Origin of the sequence: Streptomyces sp. NBC_00400, from assembly GCF_036048035.1 — a bacterium.
Classification (GTDB): domain Bacteria; phylum Actinomycetota; class Actinomycetes; order Streptomycetales; family Streptomycetaceae; genus Streptomyces.
Window position 1 is genome coordinate 1,848,118 of the sequence record NZ_CP107940.1, and the last position, 21,795, is coordinate 1,869,912.

The 21,795-nt window shown below is 71.6% G+C and carries 15 protein-coding genes; 12 read left to right on the forward strand and 3 right to left on the reverse strand.

What is annotated here, in order from left to right:
• Nucleotides 1-12: 12 nt before the first annotated feature.
• Together OHS81_RS08115 and OHS81_RS08120 are read right to left on the reverse strand one after the other, a co-directional pair.
• Nucleotides 13-1,266: a helix-turn-helix domain-containing protein gene (locus tag OHS81_RS08115; RefSeq protein ID WP_328383833.1), complete on the reverse strand. Its 1,254-nt coding sequence runs from the start codon at nucleotides 1,264-1,266 to the stop codon at nucleotides 13-15.
• Nucleotides 1,267-1,380: 114 nt separating this feature from the next.
• Complete coding sequence (locus OHS81_RS08120) at nucleotides 1,381-1,551, reverse strand: hypothetical protein (RefSeq protein WP_328383835.1); 171 nt, start codon at nucleotides 1,549-1,551, stop codon at nucleotides 1,381-1,383.
• A 145-nt stretch (nucleotides 1,552-1,696) separates the two neighbouring features.
• Here OHS81_RS08120 and OHS81_RS08125 point away from each other — a divergent pair, with 145 nt between their 5' ends.
• Nucleotides 1,697-2,140, forward strand: a complete 444-nt coding sequence (locus tag OHS81_RS08125) for an AfsR/SARP family transcriptional regulator (protein ID WP_328383837.1) — start codon at nucleotides 1,697-1,699, stop codon at nucleotides 2,138-2,140.
• Between the two features lie 149 nt (nucleotides 2,141-2,289).
• Nucleotides 2,290-3,099: an AfsR/SARP family transcriptional regulator gene (locus OHS81_RS08130; RefSeq protein WP_328383838.1), complete on the forward strand. Its 810-nt coding sequence runs from the start codon at nucleotides 2,290-2,292 to the stop codon at nucleotides 3,097-3,099.
• A 143-nt stretch (nucleotides 3,100-3,242) separates the two neighbouring features.
• On the opposite strand, the gene OHS81_RS08135 is transcribed toward OHS81_RS08130, so the two are convergent.
• On the reverse strand, nucleotides 3,243-5,021 hold the full coding sequence (locus tag OHS81_RS08135; protein ID WP_328383840.1) for a TauD/TfdA family dioxygenase: 1,779 nt from the start codon (nucleotides 5,019-5,021) through the stop codon (nucleotides 3,243-3,245).
• A gap of 195 nt (nucleotides 5,022-5,216) precedes the next feature.
• Here OHS81_RS08135 and OHS81_RS08140 point away from each other — a divergent pair, with 195 nt between their 5' ends.
• From OHS81_RS08140 to asnB, 10 genes are all read left to right on the forward strand, one after another.
• Nucleotides 5,217-8,417: an amino acid adenylation domain-containing protein gene (locus tag OHS81_RS08140; protein WP_328383841.1), complete on the forward strand. Its 3,201-nt coding sequence runs from the start codon at nucleotides 5,217-5,219 to the stop codon at nucleotides 8,415-8,417.
• Nucleotides 8,418-8,449: 32 nt separating this feature from the next.
• Nucleotides 8,450-11,548, forward strand: a complete 3,099-nt coding sequence (locus OHS81_RS08145; protein WP_328383842.1) for a non-ribosomal peptide synthetase — start codon at nucleotides 8,450-8,452, stop codon at nucleotides 11,546-11,548.
• A 245-nt stretch (nucleotides 11,549-11,793) separates the two neighbouring features.
• Nucleotides 11,794-12,990 (forward strand): MFS transporter, encoded by a 1,197-nt coding sequence (locus tag OHS81_RS08150; RefSeq protein WP_328383844.1) that lies wholly within the window; start codon nucleotides 11,794-11,796, stop codon nucleotides 12,988-12,990.
• A gap of 93 nt (nucleotides 12,991-13,083) precedes the next feature.
• Nucleotides 13,084-13,986: an ATP-grasp domain-containing protein gene (locus tag OHS81_RS08155; protein ID WP_328383846.1), complete on the forward strand. Its 903-nt coding sequence runs from the start codon at nucleotides 13,084-13,086 to the stop codon at nucleotides 13,984-13,986.
• A gap of 1 nt (nucleotide 13,987) precedes the next feature.
• Nucleotides 13,988-14,839 (forward strand): phosphotransferase, encoded by an 852-nt coding sequence (locus tag OHS81_RS08160; RefSeq protein WP_328383848.1) that lies wholly within the window; start codon nucleotides 13,988-13,990, stop codon nucleotides 14,837-14,839.
• A gap of 15 nt (nucleotides 14,840-14,854) precedes the next feature.
• Nucleotides 14,855-16,300 (forward strand): DUF6002 family protein, encoded by a 1,446-nt coding sequence (locus tag OHS81_RS08165; RefSeq protein WP_328383850.1) that lies wholly within the window; start codon nucleotides 14,855-14,857, stop codon nucleotides 16,298-16,300.
• Nucleotides 16,297-17,421, forward strand: a complete 1,125-nt coding sequence (locus OHS81_RS08170; protein WP_328383852.1) for a GNAT family N-acetyltransferase — start codon at nucleotides 16,297-16,299, stop codon at nucleotides 17,419-17,421. The genes OHS81_RS08165 and OHS81_RS08170 overlap by 4 nt, the downstream gene beginning before the upstream one ends.
• A 90-nt stretch (nucleotides 17,422-17,511) precedes the next feature.
• Nucleotides 17,512-18,711 (forward strand): MFS transporter, encoded by a 1,200-nt coding sequence (locus tag OHS81_RS08175; RefSeq protein WP_328383854.1) that lies wholly within the window; start codon nucleotides 17,512-17,514, stop codon nucleotides 18,709-18,711.
• Nucleotides 18,708-19,595 (forward strand): LLM class flavin-dependent oxidoreductase, encoded by an 888-nt coding sequence (locus OHS81_RS08180; RefSeq protein WP_328383856.1) that lies wholly within the window; start codon nucleotides 18,708-18,710, stop codon nucleotides 19,593-19,595. Before OHS81_RS08175 ends, OHS81_RS08180 begins: the two co-directional genes overlap by 4 nt.
• Nucleotides 19,595-21,424, forward strand: a complete 1,830-nt coding sequence (asnB, locus tag OHS81_RS08185; protein WP_328383858.1) for an asparagine synthase (glutamine-hydrolyzing) — start codon at nucleotides 19,595-19,597, stop codon at nucleotides 21,422-21,424. Before OHS81_RS08180 ends, asnB begins: the two co-directional genes overlap by 1 nt.
• Nucleotides 21,425-21,795 lie beyond the last annotated feature (371 nt).

Consider the following 21,795-nt stretch of genomic DNA (forward strand, 5'->3'; position numbering starts at 1 on the left):
TGGCCGGGCGCCTCACCCCGAGGGGGCGGTGCGTCCCTGCACTGCGAGCGCCTCGGCGAGGGCACGCCAGACCTCGGCGGACAGTTCGACGTTGGAGGACTCCTGGGCCTTCTTGGCGATGCGCTCCATGGCGACCACGGCGGACGCCCGGTCACCGTCGATGATCGCGAGCTGATTGCGGAGGATGTCCAGGCGCACCTGCTCCCGCAGCCCCATGCCCTTCGTGCCGGCGCCCACCTGGTCGCTGAACTCGCGGGCCTCGTCGTAGCGCCCCTCGTGGAAGGCGAGCTGGCACTGGAGGAACAGAACCTCCCGGCGGTGCAGCGGCATCCCAACGAGCTCCGCCGCCACGCGGGCCTCAGCGAGCCGCGCGCGTGCCTGCGCGGTGTCCCGCGGGTCCATCTGGAGGTACAGCGATGTGGCGGCGAGCCTCAGCCGCATCCACAGCAGCGGGTCCTCGTTGCTGGGCAGGAGATACAGCGCCCGCTGCAACAAGCTCACCGCGCCGGTCCGGTCGACCTGCCGGACGCGCACCGTGGCGGCCGTCCACAGGGCCTCCACCTGGAGTTGTACGGGAACGTCGGCAGCCAGGGCCTCAACCAGCCGGTCAGCGCGGGACCGTGCTTCGTGCAGTCGCCCGCTCTCCGCCTCGACCGAGATGACGGTCATCAGGGCCTCGACGACATCACGGGTCAACAGCTGGTGCCGTTCGGCCAGGGCGAGGGCTTCGGTGGCGGACACGTGCGCGAGGGCGAGCTCACCAGAGTCGCGCAGGCGCCGGGCCAGGCCAACCCGTGAGCGGGCCTGGAGATCCGGCACACCGACCCCGTCGCTGAGGCGGGTCAGCTCCTGGAGGGTGGACAGCTCACGTTCGCTCTCGCCCCGGGCTCGGTAGCTGCGGGCGAGCAGCCAGTGTGCCTGCCAGCGCAGGGCGGCGTCCCCTTCGTCGTCCTGCTGGAGCGCGTCCTCCAGCAGCCTGGCGTTCTCCGCGGACTCGCCGAGCGTGACGACCGTGGCCAGGGTCTGCGTGAGAATGCTGCCGGACGAGCCGTGGAAGGCGGAGGGTGCCACCTCCAGGCGGGTGCACAGGTAGGACAGCACACGGGGGGTGGGCGGGCGTTCCCCGGATTCCAGCCGCGACAGGTACGCAGTCGAGATCTCGGTGCCGGCCAATTGGGCCTGGGACATGCCGCGCGCGGTCCGCAGGGCACGCAGGCGGCGGCCGAAAAGAGGCTGCTGGGGGGCCGAATCCGGAGGGCTATGCATACCGGCTAGGTTGCCGCCCGGCCAGCCGGTTTGTCAATCGCCCGCCCCACTCTGTCAAGTTTGTTCGCACATCGAGCAAAGGATGACAAAGCGGGAGCGCTTCGGCGTCGGGACCTACGGCCAGTCGATGTCGTCGAGATCCACTCCACCCGTCGGCCGACCGGCTCCGGCCAGGGCGTACAGGGGGCCACAGCCATCCGCCTGACCTAACCCAAGGACAAGTGCCGTGACGAGTCCGATGGCCAGACCGGCGCGCTTGAGCTGCATCTTCACTGACTTCTCCATACCTAGTGACGGGGTGCCCCATGGCGCTCGGGGCGCGATGGAGCCCGGCAGGGGTCGCACTGGATGGTCGGTCGAATGTCGTGGCCCCCGTGGCGAGAGTCACCTAAGCACGAGCGGACAGGTGTTGCCAAGGGCAGTCAACTAATTGACAAGAGACCCTCCGGCTTCCTGCCGTCATGGGCAGCAAACGCCGTCCGGCCACCGTCGCGCGTCGCCTGACACGCTTCTGTGGGACTGGATACCGCCTTCGACCAGCGACGCCCAGCTCTACACCTACGCGTCGCGAATCCGTGCCGCGCTCGGCTCCGCGGCCGACATCGTTCGCGAAGCGGGGCCCACACTGAGCAACACCACCGAATACCTGATCACCACCGAGGCCGCCCAGCTGGAGGAACGCCGGGCGATCGCGCTGGAAAGCCGCATCGAGGCGGATCTCGCACTCGGGCGGCACCGCGCCCTCGTCCCCGAACTGACCGGCCTGGTGGCCCGGCAGCCCCTGCGCGAGCGACTGCGCGTGCAGCTGATGACCGCCCTGTGCCGCGCCGACCGGCAGGCCGACGCGATCGGCACGCACACGAGAGCCGCCTAAGCATGAGCGGACAGGCGTTGCCAAAGGCCGTCAACTAATTGACAAGGGGCCTCCGGCTTCCTACCGTCATGGGCAGCAAATGCCGTCCGGCCACCGTCGTGCGGCGCCTGATTTTTGGGGGAACCGTGGACCTTCTGATACTCGGCCCGGTGGAAGCTCGACATGAGGCGTTACCCGTCTCGCTGTCCGGCGCCAAAGTGCACACCGTGCTGGCCGCGCTCGTCCTGGCGCGCGCCCGCGTGGTCTCCGACACGAGCCTGAGCACGCTTCTGTGGGACTGGGCACCGCCTTCGACCAGCGGCGCCCAGCTCTACACCTACGTGTCGCGGATCCGTGCCGCACTCGGCTCCGCGGCCGACGTCGTCCGCGAAGCCCGCGGCTACTCGCTCCGCCCCGCGGCGGGGACCCATATCGACGCGGTGGAGTTCGAGCGGCTGACCCGACAGGGAGCCGACGAGATCAGCTCCGGCGCGCCGGGGCGCGCCGCCACGACGCTGCGCGCGGCCCTGGGGCTGTGGCGGGGGCCCGCACTGAGCAACACCACCGAATACCTGATCACCACCGAGGCCGCCCAGCTGGAGGAACGCCGGGCGATCGCGCTGGAAAGCCGCATCGAGGCGGATCTCGCACTCGGGCGGCACCGCGCCCTCGTCCCCGAACTGACCGGCCTGGTGGCCCGGCAGCCCCTGCGCGAGCGACTGCGCGTGCAGCTGATGACCGCCCTGTGCCGCGCCGACCGGCAGGCCGACGCGATCGGCACATACCACGAGGGGCGACGGGTGCTCGCGGAAGAGCTCGGGGTCGACCCGGGGCCCGCGCTGACCGACGCATACCAGGCCGCACTGCACGGTGGGCTCACCGCGCTCTCCGGCGGGCCCCGCTCCGCCCGCAGCGGACGCTGCCCCCGTACGGGCCGCCTGCGCGGCATGCCGCTGGGCGCCCAGCGGTACCGGAGGTGAACGCGCCACTCGCGCACAGGCGCACGGGGCGGCTTCCGCGCCCGGGTGCGGACCGCCCCGGCGCGGCGCCCGCGCACCAGAAGCCACACGGGGTGCGGACGCGGGCCTCCGCATCCGCACCCCCGCCCTCCGCACGGCCCGGTTCAGACGGCGAACGCGGTCTCCAGCACCCGCGCGCCGGCCGCCCTGTCAGCCGCCGAACGGGCCAGGTCGCGGGACACACAGGTCCGCTGGAGCCACCTGTCGCGCCCGTCGAAACGAGCGGTGAACTCCGAGCGGCCGTGCACCGAGCGGCGGTTGTCGACGATCAGCAGGTCGCCGCGGTCCAGCGTCACCCAGCGCGTGGTCCGCTGCACCGCTGCCCGGAGACTGTCCAGTGCGCGTTCGGCCGCCGGTGTGAGCCCGACCATCAGGTCGAGGTCCGCGGTCATCTGGGGGTCGTACGGGTTGCCATACAGCACCGGCAGTACGGGACCGTTGCCCTGAGTCCCGTTGTGGCTGCCAAAGGAGTAGTCGACACCGGTACGGAAGACCGGCTCGAACAGCACGGTGCGCTCGCGCAGCGACAGCTCGGGCAGGATCATCCGAACGCTGGAGACGATGGTCTTCGCGGTCTTCTTGTGGTCGGGCCGCAAACAGTGCAGCATCACGTAGTCCGGCATGTGCGGGTGGAACGCCGTCTCGGTGTGGAAATCCAGCAGCATCGCCGAACTCTCCGAGGAGAGTTTCGTCGCGTTGTGCGGTGTGGGCGCGATGTTCTGGAACAGGAGTCCGCGCTTCTCCTGCCGGTAGGCGAAAGGCGAACCGATCGCCGAGGAGAAGGCGGCGAGCCACAATTCGCCGAGTTTCCGATCGGTGTGCACCCGGCACCGCGGATTGGTCGGCGTGTCGGGAAGCCGCGGGTCGACCGGCAGCCCCTTCACCAACAGTGCGCCGTAATCATTGGAATGCTGTGCGAACTGCACCACCGACTGGCGCACCGCGCGCGGCAGCTCGTGGAACCGCAGCTGCGCCTCCGCCAGGAAGGCATCCTGGTCGTCATACGGATCGGGCAGCGGGCGGCGGCCGATCTCCTCGAACTCCCGCCGGTGGGCTCGCGCGTCCGCCGCGTGGGCGCCGGGCACACGCTCCAGATCGGGCTCGGGGGAGAACAGCCGGGCGCTGAAACGGTGCCCTTCGGTGATCAGCCGCGTCGCCTCGCCGGCCGCGCCCGCCTCCGGCTCACCACCGGAGAGCCACTGCACCAGGTTCACCAGGAAACGGGCGTTGTCGGCACACCCCAGGAAGGGAAGAGTGAACATCGCGCCGTTCCCGACCACGGCGATCCGCCCCGCCCCCAGCTGCCCGGCCGCGGCGAGGACGCCACCCGCGCCCACCGCCAGCGGGTGCAGCCCCTGAGCGCCCTCCAGGGCCCTCGCCCGGTGTACGTGGAGGGCGTGGACGCCTGTAGTGGCGGCGTGCCCGGGGACCGGTGTCGCGTCCAGTCCGTACGCCAACAGGTGCGAGTCCGGCGCCGGCCGGGCCGTACTCACCAGCGACTCCGTGAGGGACACCCCCGTCAGCAGCGGAAGCGCGGCGCCGGCCGCTTCGGGGTCAGGCGTCGCGCTGTCGCCGATCAGCAGCAGCCCGCCGCCCGACTCGACGAACGCCCGCAGGCCGGCCTCCTCGGAAGGGGACAGCGCCCGGTCCGCGACACCGTGCGGTACGGGCAGCAGCAACACGTCCACGTCCGCCGCCCCGCCGGCGAGCTCACCCTCCTCCAACAGCCGGGCCCGGTGGCCGGGGCACGTCTCCAGTGCGGTGACGAGGTGTCCCAGCCACCCTATTTCCGGAAACCCCTCGGGCAGATGCGGGGATTTCTTACCGTCATCCGCCCGCCAGTGCGCGGAGAGCACCAGATCAATTCCGACGGTCTTGGTCATATGAGCTCCTCTTCGAGAAAGCCAACTGGGAAAGAGGGTCCCTTGTCGTGCTACGGCACACCTATATTTTGGCGCTCGTACACGGGGCCGGAATATAGGACTTTTGACAGGGCGGGTACCGAGAATTTCTCCCACGTCACGACATTGACCGTCGACACCGGCTGGATGCAGTCGTTCGACCTTGCGGAGGAATGAATGCCCGTCGATACCCAGACGACCGTCACCGCGCTGTTCGCGGCGCAGGCGGCGAGGACGCCCGACGCCGTGGCAGTGGAGTACGGGGAGCGCTCCCTCACGTACGCGGAGCTGGACCGCCGTGCGGGAGGCGTGGCCGCCACCCTGCACGCGGCCGGTGTGGCGAAGGGCGCCTGCGTGGGCGTACTCGCCGTTCCCGGCATCGAACTGATCGCCGGTCTGCTCGGCGTCCTCAGGTCGGGCGCCGCCTACGTGCCGCTCGATCCGGCCCACCCGCGGGAGCGGCTGACGCAGCTCGTCGGGGACGCGGACCTGGCCGCCGTGCTGAGCGGCCCCGAACACCGCGCCCTGCTGCCCGGCATAAGCGTCCCGGTGCTCGAACTCGCCGCCGGGGAAGGCCCGTCGAGCGAGCAGGAACCGGCGTCGGCACCCGGGCCCGGTGACCTCGCGTACATCATCTACACCTCCGGCTCCACGGGCCGTCCCAAGGGCGTCGAGGTCAACCACTCCGGCGTCGCCCACCTGCTGCGGGCCGTCGGGGACGTGTACCGCCTCACCCCGGGCGACGTGGGCGTCCTCACCCATTCGTTCACCTTCGACGCGTCGGTGCTGGAGATCTTCGCCCCGCTCGCGCACGGTGCCAGGCTGGTGATCGCCACCACGGAGGAGCGTCGCGACCCGACCGCCCTGGCTGCCCTCATCGCACGTCACTGCGTCACGTTCTGGGACGTGGTGCCGGCGATGCTCGCCCAGGTCCTCGAACTCCCCGGTGCCGCCGACGCCCTCGCGCCGCTACGGCTCGTCATCTCCGGCGCCGACACCCTGCCGCCCGAGCTGGTTGGCCGGTTCTTCACCGTCCTGCCAGGGGCCGAACTCCACAACCAGTACGGCCCCACCGAGGCCACCGTCATCGCGACCTACTGGCAGTGCTCCCCGGCCGACGTGCAGGGCATCGTGCCTATCGGGCGGCCGGTCGACGGCGTACGCGTCCACCTGCTCGATGCGGAGGGGCGTCCCGTCGCGGACGGCGCCACCGGCGAGATCCACATCGGCGGGACCGGCGTCAGCAGGGGATACCGCGCCCAGCCCGGACTCACCTCCGAACGATTCGTGCCCGACCCCTTCGCGGACGATCCGGACGCCCGTCTCTACCGCACCGGCGACCTCGGCCGGATCAGGCCCGACGGCGCACTCGAGTTCCACGGCCGCGCCGACCGCCAACTGAGCATTCGCGGCTACCGCGTCGAACCGGACGAGATCGAGACCGCCCTGCTCGCCCACCCGCACGTCCAGGCGGCCGCGGTCTCCGCCCGTCCCGGCGCCACCGGCGCCGAGCGCCTGATCGCCTGGGTCGTCGCCAAGCCGGGACACGGGGTCGCCGTCGGCGCCCTGCGCCGGCACCTCTCGAACGCCCTCCCGCCGTACATGATGCCGACGCACTTCGTCCTACTCGACCGGCTGCCACTGGGTACCACGGGTAAGACCGACTACCGGGCGCTGCCCGAGCCGGCCAACGCCAGGCCGGACCTCGGCGACGTCGCGTACGCCGAGCCCGCCCCCGGACTGGAAAGCACCCTCGCGGACATCTGGTCGGAGATCCTCAACATCGCCCCCGTCGGCGCACACGACAACTTCTTTGAGCTCGGCGGCCACTCGATCCTCGCCACCCGTACCATCGCCCGCATCCGTGAGGCGCTCGGTACCGAAGTGCCGCTGGTGACCATATTCGACCTGCCGACCGTCTCGGGGCTCGCCGTGTGGATCGACGAGCGGTCGAGCAGTGACGCCGAGGACGGCGACCGCGGGCCCGTGCCCGCCGACCGCAGCGGAGGCATTCCGCTCTCTGCGCCGCAGGAGCAGGTGTGGATCCTCGGCAAACTCCTGCCGGGCAGCATCGCTTACCACACCCAGGCGTACCTCGACGTGGCCGGACACGTCGACCACGCCCTCCTCGAAGAGGCGCTCACCCGCATCGTGGCCCGGCACGAGCACCTGCGCACCGCGTTCGTGGAGGTCGACGGACAACCGCGGCAGGTCGTCCAGAAACCCTTCCGGATGACCGTCCCGTTCGTCGACCTGTCCGGCGACCCGGAGGACATACGCGAACTGCTGGCGCTGGAACGGATGGAGAGGTTCGTCGCCCGCCGCATCGACGTGGCCGCCCCGCCACTGTTCCGCTGGGTGCTCTTCCGTCTCGCCCCCGACCATCACCTGCTGCTGCTCATCGAGCACCACTTCATCCACGACGGCTGGTCGTTCGGCGTCCTGCTCGGCGAACTGCGCGAGGCCTACGGCGCGCTGGTCAAGGGCGAGGCCCCGGACCTGCCCGAACTACCTGTCCAGTTCGCCGACTACACCATCTGGCAGCGCGAGTGGCTGCGCGGCGACGCCGCCAGGGAACAGCTGGAGTTCTGGCGGCGCACCCTCGACGGCGCGCCCGCCCTGCTGCCGCTGCCCACCGACCGGCCGCGACCCAAGCAGCAGAGCCCGCACGGCGAGACCATCCAGGTGAACCTGCCCGCCGCGGTGTACGACGGCATGCGCAAGGTGGGCGCCGCCACCGGCTCCACCGGCTTCATGACGATGCTATCGGCGTTCTTCACGCTGATGGGGCACTGGTCGGGCACCACCGACATCTCAGTCGCCTCCTCGATCGCCAACCGCCGCTTCCGGGCCACCGAACCGCTGATCGGCATGATGATCAACAACGTGGTGATGCGGGCCGACCTCAGCGGCGAGCCCACCTTCCGCGACCTGCTGCGCCAGGTCTCCAAGGTCGCGGTGGACGCCTACCGCAATCAGGACCTGCCTTTCCCCAAGCTGGTCGAGGCCCTCAACCCGGTCCGCGACCTGTCGTACAACCCGCTCTACCAGGTGGCGTTCTCCTACCACGACGCCCGGGTGCCACACATGCGGCTCGGCGAGGGGGAAGCGGAGATCAAGTACCTCCAGAACCGCACCGCCAAGCACGACCTGGACGTCGTCCTCATCCCGCGCGGTGACCAGTTGGTCGCCGAATCGGGCGGAGCGACGGACGACGACGTGCTCATGGAGTGGTCCTACTCCACGGACCTGTTCGACCGCCCGACCGTCATGCGGATGATCCAGGACTACATCGCGATCGCCGAGCAGGTCGTTCGCGACCCGGACGCCCCGATCTCCGCACTGGCACGATCCGTCGCCGTCGAAACGTCGATCTGACCACCCGAGAACAGGCAAGGAGAACCACCGAGATGACCGTCACCACCAGCTCCGTCGACCCCACTGTCCCGGCGGGCGTCACCGCCCCTCCCGCCACCACGGATGGTGCACTGTCGGCCGGCCCCTTCCACCCCACCGCCGCCGACGGCATCGTCCCGTTGTTCGAGGCGCGCGCCGCCGCCACCCCTGACGCCGTGGCCCTCGTCTACGGCGAGCGCCGGCTCACCTACGGCGAACTCGACCGCTGGGCCGACGACCAGGGCGCACGGCTGCGGGCCGCCGGTGTCCGCGCCGAGAGCAACGTGGGCGTCCTCGCCCGCCCCGGCTTCGAGATGATCGTGGGCGCGCTGGCCGTGCTCAAGAGCCACGCCGCGTACGTACCCCTCGACCCCGCCCACCCGCGCGACCGTCTCGACTTCCTCCTCGCCGACGCCGGGGTGACCGTGGTCGCCGCCGCATCCGACGTCCAGGACGTGCTCGCCGGCGCCGACGCACCCGTCGTGCCGCTCACTCCCGTCCAGGGCCCGCCGCCGCCCGCCGAAGACGACCGCGCCCCACTGCCCGGCCCGGGCCAGCTCGCCTACATTGTCTACACCTCCGGCTCGACGGGCCGACCCAAGGGCGTCGAGGTCACCCACGGGAACATCGCCACCACCCTGGCGGTGACCCGGGAGAGCAGCGAATGGCAGCCCTCCGACACCGGACTGCTGAAGTACTCCTTCAGCTTTGACTCCTCCGTCGTGGAGATCTTCGCGCCGCTGACCTCCGGGGCCAGGCTCGTGATCGTCGACGAGGAGGAGCGGCGCGACCCGGCCGGTCTGGCGCGGCTGGTTCGCTCCCACAAGGTGACCCAGCTCGACCTCGTGCCCGCACTGCTGGCGCAGATACTCCAGCTCCCGGGCGCGGCCGAGGACCTCGCGTCACTGCGCTTGGTGGTGTCCGGCGGCGACGTCCTCCGCCCCCAGGTGGCCAACCGCTTCTACGACCTGCTTCCGCACGCCCGGCTGGAGAACCACTACGGCCCGACCGAGACCACCAACGACAACACCATCTGGCGCTGCATACCCGGCTGGACGGAGTCGGTCGTACCCATCGGCCACCCCGTCCCCGGCAGCACTGTCCACCTCCTGCGCCCCGACGGCATCCCCGTGGCCGACGGCGAGATCGGCGAAATCCACATCGGCGGATCCGCGGTATCGCGCGGTTACCGCAACAACCCCGCGCTGACCGGGGAACGCTTCCTCACCGACCCGTTCGGCAACGACCCGGCAGCCTGCCTCTACCGCACGGGCGACCTGGGGCGACGCCGACCCGACGGGGCCATCGAGTTCCACGGCCGCGCCGACCGGCAGCTCAGCATCCGCGGCTTCCGCGTTGAACCCGAAGAGATCGAGGCGAAGCTGACGGCACACCAGGACGTCCGCACCGCGGCTGTCGCCGCCCCTGTTGACGAGAACGGCACCCAGCGGCTCGTTGCCTACGTCACCACGACGAGCAGCGCCGGAGTGGACATACCCGCGCTGCGCACCCACCTGAACGCGACGCTGCTCCGGCACATGGTGCCCACCCACTACGTCGTCCTCGACGCCCTTCCGCTCAACGCCAACGGCAAGGTCGACCACCAGGCACTGCCGGCACCCGAAGCGGTCCGGCCCGAGATCTCGGTGCCGTACCTCCCCGCCGAGCGCACCGACCACCGGGCACTCGCCGCGATCTGGGCGGGCGTTCTCGGCATCGGCCCGATCGGCCTCGATGACGACTTCTTCGAACTGGGCGGACACTCGCTGCTCGCCATCCAGGCCGTCAACCGGATCAGGGAGGAGCTCTCGGTCGAACTCCCGCTCTCCACCGTCTTCGAGCACCCCACGATCGCCGCACTCGCCGACGCCGTGACGCGCGCCCGCGCCGGGCGGACCGCCCTGACGGAGGACGACGAACTGCGCCAGGTGCTCCTCGCGGACGCCGCCCTGCCGATCCCCTTCGTGCCCGCGGTGACCCCGGAGGACCTGGCCCGGATGACCGACCCGGAGCACATCCTGCTCACCGGCGCGACCGACTTCACCGGTGTCCACCTGCTCCAGAAGCTGGTGGGGACCACCCGCGCCCGCATCACCTGCCTGGTGCACGCCGACGACCACCGGAGGGCCGCCGCCCGCCTGCACGCCGCCCTCCACGTCCACGAGGTCAAGCTCCCCACCGACGCGCCCGTCACCCTGGTGCCGGGAGACCTGCGGCTGCCCCGGTTCGGCCTGGCGGAGGAGGAGTTCGCCGCCCTGGCCGGCTCCGTCGACGCGGTGTTCCACAACGGCGCCAGCAACAACCTCGCCCGCCCCTACAGCGCCCTGCGCGCAGCCAACGTGGCGGGCACTCTGGAAGTGTTGCGCTTCGCCGCAGCGGGCCGCATCAAGGCGGTCCACTTCAGCTCCACGGTCTCGGTCATGCCGTGGAAGGAACGGCCGGGACAGGACCGGTGGTACGAGGAGGCGCTGCCCGCGCCCGATGGGCTGACCTACGGGTACGCGCAGAGCAAGTGGGTGGCCGAGGCCCTGGTGCGCCGGGCCGCCGAACGAGGCCTGCCCGCGACCGTCCTGCGCATCGGCCGGGTGGTGGGCAACACCGAGACCGGCGTGTGGCCCGACGACGACCTGATCGGCCGGCTCGTGCTCGGCGGCATCCCGGTCGGGGCGCTGCCCGCGCGCAAGGTGCCCGAGCCGTGGCTGCCCGTCGACCAGGTCGTCTCCGACATCGCGGGGATCGCCGCCGCACCCGAGGCCTTCGGCAGCACCTTCCACCTCACCGACGGCGAGGTCGTCGACTTCGATGACGTCGCCGCCTGGGTACGGGACTACGGCTACGACGTCCGCGTCGAACCGCTGGACGCCTGGGCCGCCCGTATCGCCGCCCAGGTCGACAACCCCGCCTTCTCCGTGCTCGGCGCGCTCACCGACCCCTCCGACATGCCAGAGGAAGCCCCCGTCAGGGGCCGCGCCAACCCGTTCGACCACCGCCACGTGGACCGCGTCATCGGTCCGCGCGCGGACGACACCCCGAGGGCCGGCGCCGCGCTGCTGCACCGGCTCCTCGACCGCAGCGCTCTCGACGGCCGTATCGAACGGCCCGCGCAGAGCTGATCCGAGAGGACGACGACACCCGCATGACCGCCGACCACGAAACGCACCCGACGGGCGCACCGGACCGGAGCTCCACACCGCACGGCCGTCCCACCGGGCCGGACGGCCGCACCGCACAAGCCGGTGTCCGGTGCGCGGAGGACGACAGTCCCGGACCGCCCGGGTCGCCCTCCGCCGCCCGGGGCGGCAGCGCTCCGGAGACGGACGCCCGTCCCCGGGGGCGCGGCCGGGCGCTGCTCGGACCGATGGCTCGGTACGCTGAGCTGTTCCAGGCCCAAGGGGCCGTGCGCTTCGTGGCGGCGGGCTTCGTCGCCCGGCTCACCGTCGCGATGGCCGGCCTCGCCCTGGTCCTCGCCCTGTCCGAGGACAACGGCAGTTATGCGCTCGCGGGCACCGTCACCGGCGTACTGGGGCTCGCCTCCGCCGTCGTCGGCCCGCAGGTCGGCCGACTGCACGACCGGTATGGCCAGGACCGTGTCCTGCCACCGCTCGCGCTGGTCTTCGGCTGCTCCATGGGCCTCATCATCGCGGCCATCGCTGCCGACTGGCCGGCCTGGACGCTGTTCCCGCTGGCGGCCGCGGCGGGTGCGTCGCTGCCGCTGGTGGGCTCCCTGGTCCGGGCCCGCTGGACCAAGATGTACCGGGGCACTGAACAGCTGCGCACCTGCTACGCCCTGGAGGGCGCGACCGAAGAGGCCGTCTACATCGTCGGCCCTGTGCTCGTCACCGCGCTCGCCACCGGCATCGGTCCGCTCGTCGGGCTCGGCGCGGTCCTCGGCTGCGCGGTCCTCGGCACCCTCTCCCTCGCCGTACAGCGCTCCACCCAGCCCGAGCCGTCCGCCCACACGGGCAAGGCGGCGCCGGTGGGAGTGATGCGGCTGCCCGCGATGCGGCTGCTGTTCGCCGTGATGCTGGGCATCGGAGGAGTATTCGGCTCCATGGAGATCATCGTCGTCGGCTTCGCCACCGAACAGGGAAGCCGCGGCGCCAGTGGGCTGCTGCTGGGAGTGTGGGGCGTCAGCAGCCTGCTCGCCGGGCTGGTGTACGGGGTCGCCAAGGTGCGTACGCCTCTGCACCGCAGGTTCACCTGGGCGGTCCTGGGCTTCGCCGCCGGGCTGCTGCCCCTGCTGCTCGCCGGGAATCTGCTCACACTCTCCCTGCTGCTGCTCGTCGCGGGCCCGTCGATGTCCCTGGCGATGGTCATCGGCATGGAGGTCATCGAGCAGGTGGTGCCCGAGGCGTCCCTCACCGAGGGCATCGCCTGGTCGTCGGGCGGCACCGGTTTCGGCATGACGATCGGCTCGGCCGCCGGAGGCTGGGCAGTCGACGCGCTCGGCGCGGGGCGCGCCTTCGGCGTCCCGGCTGCCTGCGCGGTCGCCGGCCTCCTGATCGTCCTCGCCGGCCGCCGCACCCTCGCGGCCGGATGCGCGCGGGGTGCGTGACCCACGGGCCGTGCGTGGCCCCCGTACCCGTTCCACCAACTTCCCTCCCACCACTTCCACCACTTCCACCACTTCCACCACAGGAGACTCACCATGAAGATCGGCGTACTCGCCTGGGACCACGGCGAAGAGGATCCCGACTCGGTCTCCCTGGAGACCTTCGGACGGGAACTCGGCCACGAGACCGTACTGTTCACGCTCGACGAGGTGGACTGCATCCCCGCGCGACACGGATCGGACGTCACCCTGCTCGGGCAGCCGGCCCGCTCCTTCGACGTGGTGCTCTCCCGTGCGCAGCTGCGCCCCGAAAGCTTCCAGCGGGACCTGGAGATGCTGACCCTGGTGAGCGGCGTCCCCGAACTGCCGGTCCTCGACCCCGCCGATGTGTGGGTCGGGGCGGAGAGCAAATACATCATGATGCAGAAGCTGGGTGACGCCGGCGTGCCCGTACCGCCGTCCCGGTCCTGCCGCACGCCCGAGCAGGTCGCCGACGCCTGGCGCGAGTGGGGGCCGGTGGTCCACAAGCCGTCCGGCGGCTGGGGCGGCACGGACGTCGAGCGCATCGTGGACGACCTGCCGTCCGCGCTGCCGACGGTCGAGAAAATGCTCGCACGGTACGGTTCCCTCGTCGTCCAGCCGTACTACCCGAGCCCCGAGGGCGACCTGAGGATCACCGTCGTCGGAGACGCGCCGTCCCTCAGCTTCCGCCGCATACCGCAAGGTGACCAGTGGCGCGCCAACGTCAACCAGGGCGCGCAGACCGAGATCGTCGAACCTCCCGCGGAACTGGTGCCGATCGCGGTGAAGGCCGCGCAGGCGATGGGCCTCACCGTAGCGGGTGTCGACTTCCTGCCCACCCCCGACGGTTACCGCGTCCTAGAGGTCAACAACTGTCCGGGCGGCTTCTTCCTCCTGGAGCCCGAGGAGCGGATGAAGCCCATCGCCCAGATCTACGACTGGGCCGAGAAGGTCGTCGCCGAAACAAGACACGCCTGATATGTACGCCCCACCGAACGACCCCGCCCAACGGGGACGGATGACGGCGGCACACCACCGTGCCGCCGTCCAGCTCGGCGTCACCGTCACCGGGCCGGAGACCTGGGGCTGGAACGGCCGCACCCTCGGCAGGCCCGCCCGGCACCCGGCACACGGCGACTGCTGGCTGCGCCTGGACTCCGCGCCCGCCAGCCGGCGCCCCGACGCGGCCTGGGAGGGCACGGCCGTGGCGGCTGCGGTACTCCCCGGCGTACCGCAGCCCCGCCTGTACGCGGTCGACGAGCACCGTACGGGCGGTGCGCTCTACCACGCGGAGCTGTCTGCGTACCTGAGCAGCCCGGTGTGCTCCGCCGACCCGGTGCTGCGGGCCCCGCTGGAGCTCCCCGGCCGGTGGTGGGCCTCGCTGCGGACGTCCCTCGCCGCGGTGTCGACCACCGTGACGGAGCGCGTCACGCTGCGGCGCGCCTGGCTCGACCAGGTGTTCCCCGTCTTCCTCGGGCTGCCGCCGCCGGTGGAAGTGGAGTTCACCGCCGCCCACGGCGACCTGCACTGGAGCAACCTCACCCGCCGGGGGCCGGTGCTGATCGACTGGGAGGCGTACGGCACCGCACCGCGCGGATACGACGCGGCCTTGCTGCTCGCCTACTCGCTGCTGGTACCGCGTACCGCCGCCCGCGTGCGCGCGGAACTGGCGCACCTGCTCGACACCCCCTGGGGCCGTGTCGCCCAGCTGACCGCCGCCGCTGAGCTGCTCGAGAACGCCTCGCGCGGCGACCACCCCGAACTCGTCCCGCCACTGCGGGCCTTCGCCACGGCACTGGGCCGCGCCCCGACGTCCCCCGCCGTGTCCTGACCTCGAAGGAGCCCGATGACCAGCACCGTCGACACTCCGACCACGCCGCGTACCGACCTCGCGCCCGGCGTCGCGCACCTGACCGTCCCGCGGACCTCGCGCGTGCTCCCCGAGCACGGCACCGCGCTGCGCCGCGCCCTGTCCCACGCAGCGGCGGAGAGAGCCGCCAGATCCAGACCCGCCACGGCGGCCACGGACACTCCCGGCGAGCCCTGCACGCGCCCCTTCGAGCCGGCGTTCGAACTCCCCGCCGACGACGAGTGGTTGACGGAGTTCTTCGCCGTCACCGATCTCCGCTTCGCCCCCCTCGGCAGGGTGGGCAACAGCCGGCTCGTACTGCTGGACCTCATGGGCAATCCCGGCACCCTCACGGTCAAGACCCTCGCCTCGCACGTCATCGTCGCCAGGGCGGTGCGGCACACCGAGACGACCGGTGAACCGGTCATGCTGGTCACGCCGTCGTCCGCCAACAAGGCCACAGCACTGCGCGACGCGGTGCTGCGCGCCTACCGGACGGGGCTCGCGACGCCCGCGGAGCTCCGTATCGTCTCCCTGGTCCCCGACGCCTCCCGGGCGAAGCTGTGGTCGTCGGCCCTGTCGGAGGACGCCGAGCTTGCGGAACGCAACCCCCTGTGCGTCCTCGACGCCGACCACCCCGCCCATGTGAAGGAACTCGTCGCGCGGGCCGCGGACCTGTGTGCGGAAGAGATCCGCTCCCGATACGGCTTCAGGCTCTGGCACACACTCGACCTGGACAACTACCGCTGTGCCGACGCCGTGCGGGCCTTCGCCGAGCGGGACGCGCTGCCCGGCGCCCCGGGCGTCACCCGGACCCACGCGCACGCGGTGTCGAGCGCCTTCGGGCTGCTCGGGCACCACTTCGGCACCACCCTGCTGCCCGAGGGCCCCACCGCGCCGCAGTACTTCCTCGTCCAGCACGCCGCCACCCCCGACATGGTGCTCAGCCTGTATGGGACGCGGCCGCCCGCCTACCGGACGGACCCGGTGACCGGGCTGCACCACCAGGACAGCGACCTGCATCACCCGGCCACCACCTTCAGCCCCGCCGAGGACCTGGAGCCGACGTTCTACACCCGGTCGCCCGCCACGTCTCCGGCCATGAATGCGCTCATCCGCGGTAACGGCGGCGGCGGGATCGTGGTCTCCCTGCACGAGTGCCTCCAGCGGTACGGGCAGACCCGCGCCCTGCTGGCCCGTGGCGGCATCGCCCTCCCGGCCGCCCCCCGGGACCTGCGGGAGTGGTCGCTTGTCATGGTGACGACTGGCGTTCTCCTGGCGGTCGAGCGAGGACTGCTCACCACCGACGAGATCGTCCTGCACGCCTCGGGCTCCTACGGCGTCGACGACTTCACCCCGCCGCCCGCGGACCGGCTCCGCTCCATCGGCGGCCTCGCCGACCTGTGCCGGGCCGTGCACGACGCCGCGGCGGCCCCCCGGTGAGCGTGTGGGCGCCGGCCGGACTGCGCTACCAGTGGACCGCCGGTTCGGGGCCGTGGGCGAGCGCGCGCACAGCATGGGCGGGAGCGCCCGGCCGTACCTACGCGCACACCGTCATCACCGGGGCGCAGCGGCCGTTCTCGCTCTCCTACCAGGGTTTCCCGGAGGGGCTGACCTATGTGCTGCCCCATGTGCGGGAGCAGCAGGCGGCCCTGTGCGAAGGCTCCGACCGGCGCGATGAGGAGCCGGTTCGCTGGTCGTCGATAGCGCGCGAGGCACGCGCTCCCCGCAGCGACGTCCTCGTCGTTGGCTGTTCCCGCGAGCGTGCCCTCGCGCTCCCCCAGGACCGCGCGCTCGCCCTGCCCTTCCGCGTACACGCCTGGCTCGAACTCGCCGCCGGTGAAGGGGACCGTTTCCGGGGCGTCTCGCCCAATGAGCGGCGGCAGTTCGCGAAGCTCCGGCGTACTCACCAGTGGACCTGCGAAGAAGGCACCGGCGTCGACGACCTCCGGTTCTTCTACGAGCGGATGCACCTGCCCACCATGACGGCCCGGCACGGGGCCGAAACCCGCAGCACCGACTGGGCGGTCGCGCGGCGCGCCCTGTTCCGGCACGGGGTGCTGCTGTACGTCACCGAGCACGGCAAGAGGGTGGCGGGGGTGCTCTGCCGCCACGAGGACGGCGGAACCACCCTGCGGATGCGGCTCCTGGGCGTCCTCGACGGGAACGAGACGCACTACCGCAGCGGCGCGGTGAAGGCCGTGTACTACCTGACGATGGAGTGGGCCGCCCGGCACGGTGTGCGGCAGATCGACCTCTCCGGTGCCGACCCGTTCCCCGGCAGGGGCGTCTTCCAGTTCAAGCGCCGTCTGCGGCCGACGGTGCGGCACCCCCAGGACCACCACCGCGACCGGCGAGTGTACCTCCGCATCGGCCGGGATACTCCCGCAGTGCGGGACTTCCTCGTCGCCACCCCGATGTACACGGTGGACGCCGCCGGACGAATCGTCGCCACGCACTTCCACGACGCAGACCGGCCGCCCCGCCACGACATCAGAGCCGACTGCCCCGGCGTGCACGAGTCCCGCACGCTCGACCTCGACACCTTCCTGCGGAGCCGCTGAATGCCCACACATCCCGATCCCCCGCCTCGAGCGGCTCCGACGGCCCCACGTCGCCCCGCCTGGGCCACGGCGGCCTGGTGGCGGCGGCCGGTGGGGCCGGTGTACTTCGCCGCCCTGGTGTTGTCCCTGGGGCGCGGTGCCTGGTTCACCTGCTGGGCGATGTTCTTCCTCGAGTCGGTGGGTCTGACCACCGCCGAGTTCGGCATCGGCATCACCGCCGCCGGTGTCGCGGGCCTCATCCTGGGCGGCCCGGTCGGCTACCTCGCCGACCGCGTCGGAGCCCGCGAGACGCTGGCCGTCCTCGGCGTGGTGCAGGGGCTCGCGCTCCTCTCCTACGCTTGGGCGGACGACTTCTGGACGATCGTCGTGGTGACCTGCGTGATGATCGCGGCCGAACGGTCCACACCGGGCGTCCGCATCGCGGTCATCTCCGGGCTCACCACGGGCGAGGACCGCCTTCAGAGCATCTCCACCGCGCGGGTGATGACCCAGGGCGGCATCGTGGTGGGGGCCGCGCTCGGCGCGGTCGTCCTCTCCGTGCACAGCAGGGCCGGCTACCTGTCGCTCGTACTGAGTTACGGCGCAGTGTGCCTGCTGTCCAGCGCGCTGCTCCTCAAGGTGCCCCACGTGCGGTCGCTCGCCGACCGCCGGGTGCGGCGGGGCGTACTGGCGCTGCGCGACCGCCCCTTCCTCCTGATCACCTTCCTCAACGGCCTGCTCGCCCTCAACTGGGGCATGCTCGACTCGGGCGTGCCGCTGTGGATCACCGCACACACCGACGCCCCGGCGTGGATCATGGGCGTGCTGATGGGCTTCAATGCCGTCGCCATGGTGGTGTTCCAGAACCGGGTGAGCCGGTCCGGCGCAACGGTGGAGGGGGCGAGCAGGCTCGGCCTCTGGTCGGGTGTGCTGCTCGCCGCCTCCTGCGGGGTGTTCGCCCTCACGGTGGACGGCTCGGGGACGACGGTGCTCGTCGTGCTCTTCCTCGCCGCCTCGGTGCACGTCATCGGGGAGCTGTTCTTTGTGGGCAGTGGGCTCGGGCTGTCCGTCGGGCTGACGCCCGAGGACGCGCACGGCGAGTACCAGGGCGTGTTCTCCACCGGACAGTCCGCGGCCATGATGCTCGCCCCGGGCGTCATGACCGTCCTGCTCGTCGAGTGGGGCACCGTCGGTTGGCTGATGCTGGCCGGTCTCTATCTGATCGGCGGCTTCGGAACGGTCACGGCCGGACGGTGGGCACTGCGCTCCCGGCGAGCGTATGACACCTCCGGGAAGGCGGTGCCCGCATGACGGCGCTCGGAGTGCTGGTCCTGCCCGAGGCACCGGGTCCGGACGGCGGCCGGATCTGGCGCCGCTGCGAGGACCTCGGCTTCGACCACGCCTGGACCCTGGACCACCTGTCCTGGCGCACTGCGGCGGACCATCCCTGGTTCGACGCGCTGACCACCCTCGCCGTCGCGGCCACCGGGACCAGCCGGATGCACCTGGGTACCCTGGTCGTCTCACCCAACTTCCGCCACCCGGTGCTCACGGCGCGGCAGGCGGTGGCACTGGATCACGCGAGCGGCGGCAGGTTCGTGCTCGGCATCGGGGCCGGCACCGCCGGGGCCGACGCCCGCGGCCTCGGCGGGCCCGAACCCTCGCCGTCCGAACGGGCCGACCGGTTCGGTGAGTTTGTCACGCTCACCGACCTGTTGCTCCGCCGTCCGGTCACCACCTACGAGGGACGCCACTACCGCGCCAGGGAGGTGCGGATGGCCCCCGGCTGTCTGCGGCGGCCCCGGCTGCCGCTCGCGGTCGCCGCCACCGGCCCGCGCGGGCTGCTCTTGGCCGCCGCTCACGCCGACATCTGGGTCACCATCGGGGGCACCCGGCAGCCCGGCGCCGAGGCGGAACGAGACGCCTTCGCCACCCTGCGACGGCAGTCCGCGCGCCTTTCCGAGGCGTGCGAACGGACCGGACAGGCCGGCCCGCCGCGCAGACTCGTCAACCTCAGCCGGGTGGTGCCCGACTCGTACAGCTCTCCCGAACGGCTCGCGGACCTCGTCGGCCGGTGCGCGCAGGAGGGCTTCACCGACGTCGTGGTGGCACACCCACGCCCCGACGGTGTCTTCGCGGGCGACCCAGGCGCGTTCGAACGCGCGGTGCTCCACGTACTGGAAAGGACCCTCTGATGTGCGGCCTCGTCGGCTGGCTCGACTTCGGCCAGGAACCGTACAGCGGGCAGAACGTGCTCGGTGCCATGACCGACACGATGCGCCTGCGCGGCCCCGACGCCCGCGGCATCTGGCTCGGGCGCCACGCGGCCCTCGGCCACCGGCGGCTCGCGGTGATCGATCCGGCGGGCGGCACACAGCCGATGACCGCGACGGCCGGCCCCGCGGGTGCCCCGGTAGTGCTGGTCTACACGGGCGAGATCTACAACTTCCGCGAGCTGCGCCGGGAACTGAGGCACCTGGGGCACGGGTTCACCACCCGGTCCGACACCGAGGTGCTGCTGCGCGCCTACTTGGAGTGGGGCGCGGACTGCGTCGAGCGGCTCAACGGCATGTTCGCGTTCGCCCTATGGGACGAACGGAGCGAGGAACTGCTCCTCGCCAGGGATCACCTCGGCGTCAAGCCCCTCTACTACGCCCCTCACCCGCACGGCGCGCTGTTCGCCTCCGAACCGAAGGGCATCCTCGCCCACCCTTCCTTCACCCCGCGCCTGCCCGCCGACGCCCTGCCTCTGCTGCTGAACCCGAGGCTCGCCCTGCCGGGCGAGACCCCGCTGCGGGGACTGTACGAGGTCAAGCCGGGCCATGTGGTGCGCATCGGCAGACGGGGGTCCCACGAGAGCCGGTACTGGGGCCTGACCAGCCGTCCGCACACCGACGACCTGGACACCACCGTGGGCCGCGTGCGCGAGTTGCTGTCGGACATCGTGGCCCGGCACCTGGTTGCCGACGTGCCGCGCGCCGCCATGCTCTCCGGCGGCCTGGACTCCAGCGCTGTCGTGGCCCTCGCCACGCGTCACCTCACTGACCAGGGGCTGGGCCCGCTGGAGACGTACTCCGTGGGCTTCCGCGGTGAGAAGGACGACTTCCGGCCTACCGCCCTGCGCCCCGAACGCGACGGCCCCTACGCGGCCCTCGCCGCCGCATACCTCGGCACCGAGCACCGTGAGGTCGTCCTCGACCCGTCCGAGGTCGCAGACTTCCTCCCGCACGCACGTGCCGCCCGCGACCTGCCGGCGCTCGGCCAGTTCGACACATCGATGTACCTGCTGTTCGTCGCCCTGCGGGAGAGGTCGACGGTCGCGTTGTCGGGCGAGGCCGCGGACGAGATCTTCGGGGGGTACCCCTGGTTTCACGACTCGGCCACCGTCTGGCGCGACGCCTTCCCCTGGCTCGGCGACGCGCCACGCCTCGCGGACTGTCTCACCTCCGACCTGCGCCGACGGCTGAACCCCGCCGAGGCCGAGGCAGACCGCTACGCCACGCTCCGCGCCCGGGTTCCCCGCCTGGCCGGGGAGACCGGCCTCGACGCCCGGATGCGCGAGGTGCTGTTCTTCTCCCTGCACGGCCCGCTGGCGATGCTGCTGGACCGCAAGGACCGAATGAGCATGGCCGTCGGTCTCGAAGTGCGGGTGCCGTTCTGCGACCACCGTCTGCTGGACTACATGTGGAACGTACCCTGGTCAATGAAGACGGCGGACGGCCGGGAGAAGAGCCTGCTGCGCATGGCCGTGGCCGATCTCCTCCCGCCGGACATCCTGCTGCGGCCCAAGTCCGCCTATCCCGCGCTCCATGCCCCCGCACAGGACAAGCTGGTGCACGAGGCGGTACGCGCCCTGCTGGACGACCCCGCCTCACCCATGGGGCAGCTCCTCGACCGGGAGAGGGTGCTCGCGCTGATGGGCAGGGCGGGGCCCACGCTCACCCACGCGGGGACGGCGCACCTGCTGATCCCGTTCCTGGAGACGGATCTGTGGATGCGGCGGTACGGGCTGTTCCCGTCATGAGGCAGCCTCTACCTGCAGTGCCCGCTCACCGACTCCATCGAGCGATGGCCGGACGACCGCATCTGGAACGAACTGGGCGCTCGCTTTGGCGAGCCTGTAACCCTCAAGGGGCCGATCACCAGCAAGCAGGTCGTGCCGCTCCGCGAAATGGTGGTCGTCCGGCACGCACACACCCCCACCGAGATTCCCCCTGGTCGTCACCGGCGTGTTCCCTGTTGCTCGCCCTACCCCCTCCGCCACCCACCGAGTCGGCCCTGTCGGCGCACCGGCAGCAGGCAGCAGAGCTCGACAGTGCCAGGCAGGCCGCAGTAAGAGCACGGTGTACGCAGAACAAGGCGGGAATCGTGCTGACTGCGTCTGGGCCGCAGCGC

Coding starts and splice junctions, on each gene's coding strand:
- OHS81_RS08155 (WP_328383846.1), top strand. CDS start 13,084: ATGAAGATCGGCGTACTCGCCTGGGACCACGGCGAAGAGGATCCCGAC.
- OHS81_RS08150 (WP_328383844.1), top strand. CDS start 11,794: ATGGCTCGGTACGCTGAGCTGTTCCAGGCCCAAGGGGCCGTGCGCTTC.
- OHS81_RS08145 (WP_328383842.1), top strand. CDS start 8,450: ATGACCGTCACCACCAGCTCCGTCGACCCCACTGTCCCGGCGGGCGTC.
- OHS81_RS08180 (WP_328383856.1), top strand. CDS start 18,708: ATGACGGCGCTCGGAGTGCTGGTCCTGCCCGAGGCACCGGGTCCGGAC.
- OHS81_RS08120 (WP_328383835.1), bottom strand. CDS start 1,551: ATGGAGAAGTCAGTGAAGATGCAGCTCAAGCGCGCCGGTCTGGCCATC.
- asnB (WP_328383858.1), top strand. CDS start 19,595: ATGTGCGGCCTCGTCGGCTGGCTCGACTTCGGCCAGGAACCGTACAGC.
- OHS81_RS08115 (WP_328383833.1), bottom strand. CDS start 1,266: ATGCATAGCCCTCCGGATTCGGCCCCCCAGCAGCCTCTTTTCGGCCGC.
- OHS81_RS08160 (WP_328383848.1), top strand. CDS start 13,988: ATGTACGCCCCACCGAACGACCCCGCCCAACGGGGACGGATGACGGCG.
- OHS81_RS08135 (WP_328383840.1), bottom strand. CDS start 5,021: ATGACCAAGACCGTCGGAATTGATCTGGTGCTCTCCGCGCACTGGCGG.
- OHS81_RS08165 (WP_328383850.1), top strand. CDS start 14,855: ATGACCAGCACCGTCGACACTCCGACCACGCCGCGTACCGACCTCGCG.
- OHS81_RS08140 (WP_328383841.1), top strand. CDS start 5,217: ATGCCCGTCGATACCCAGACGACCGTCACCGCGCTGTTCGCGGCGCAG.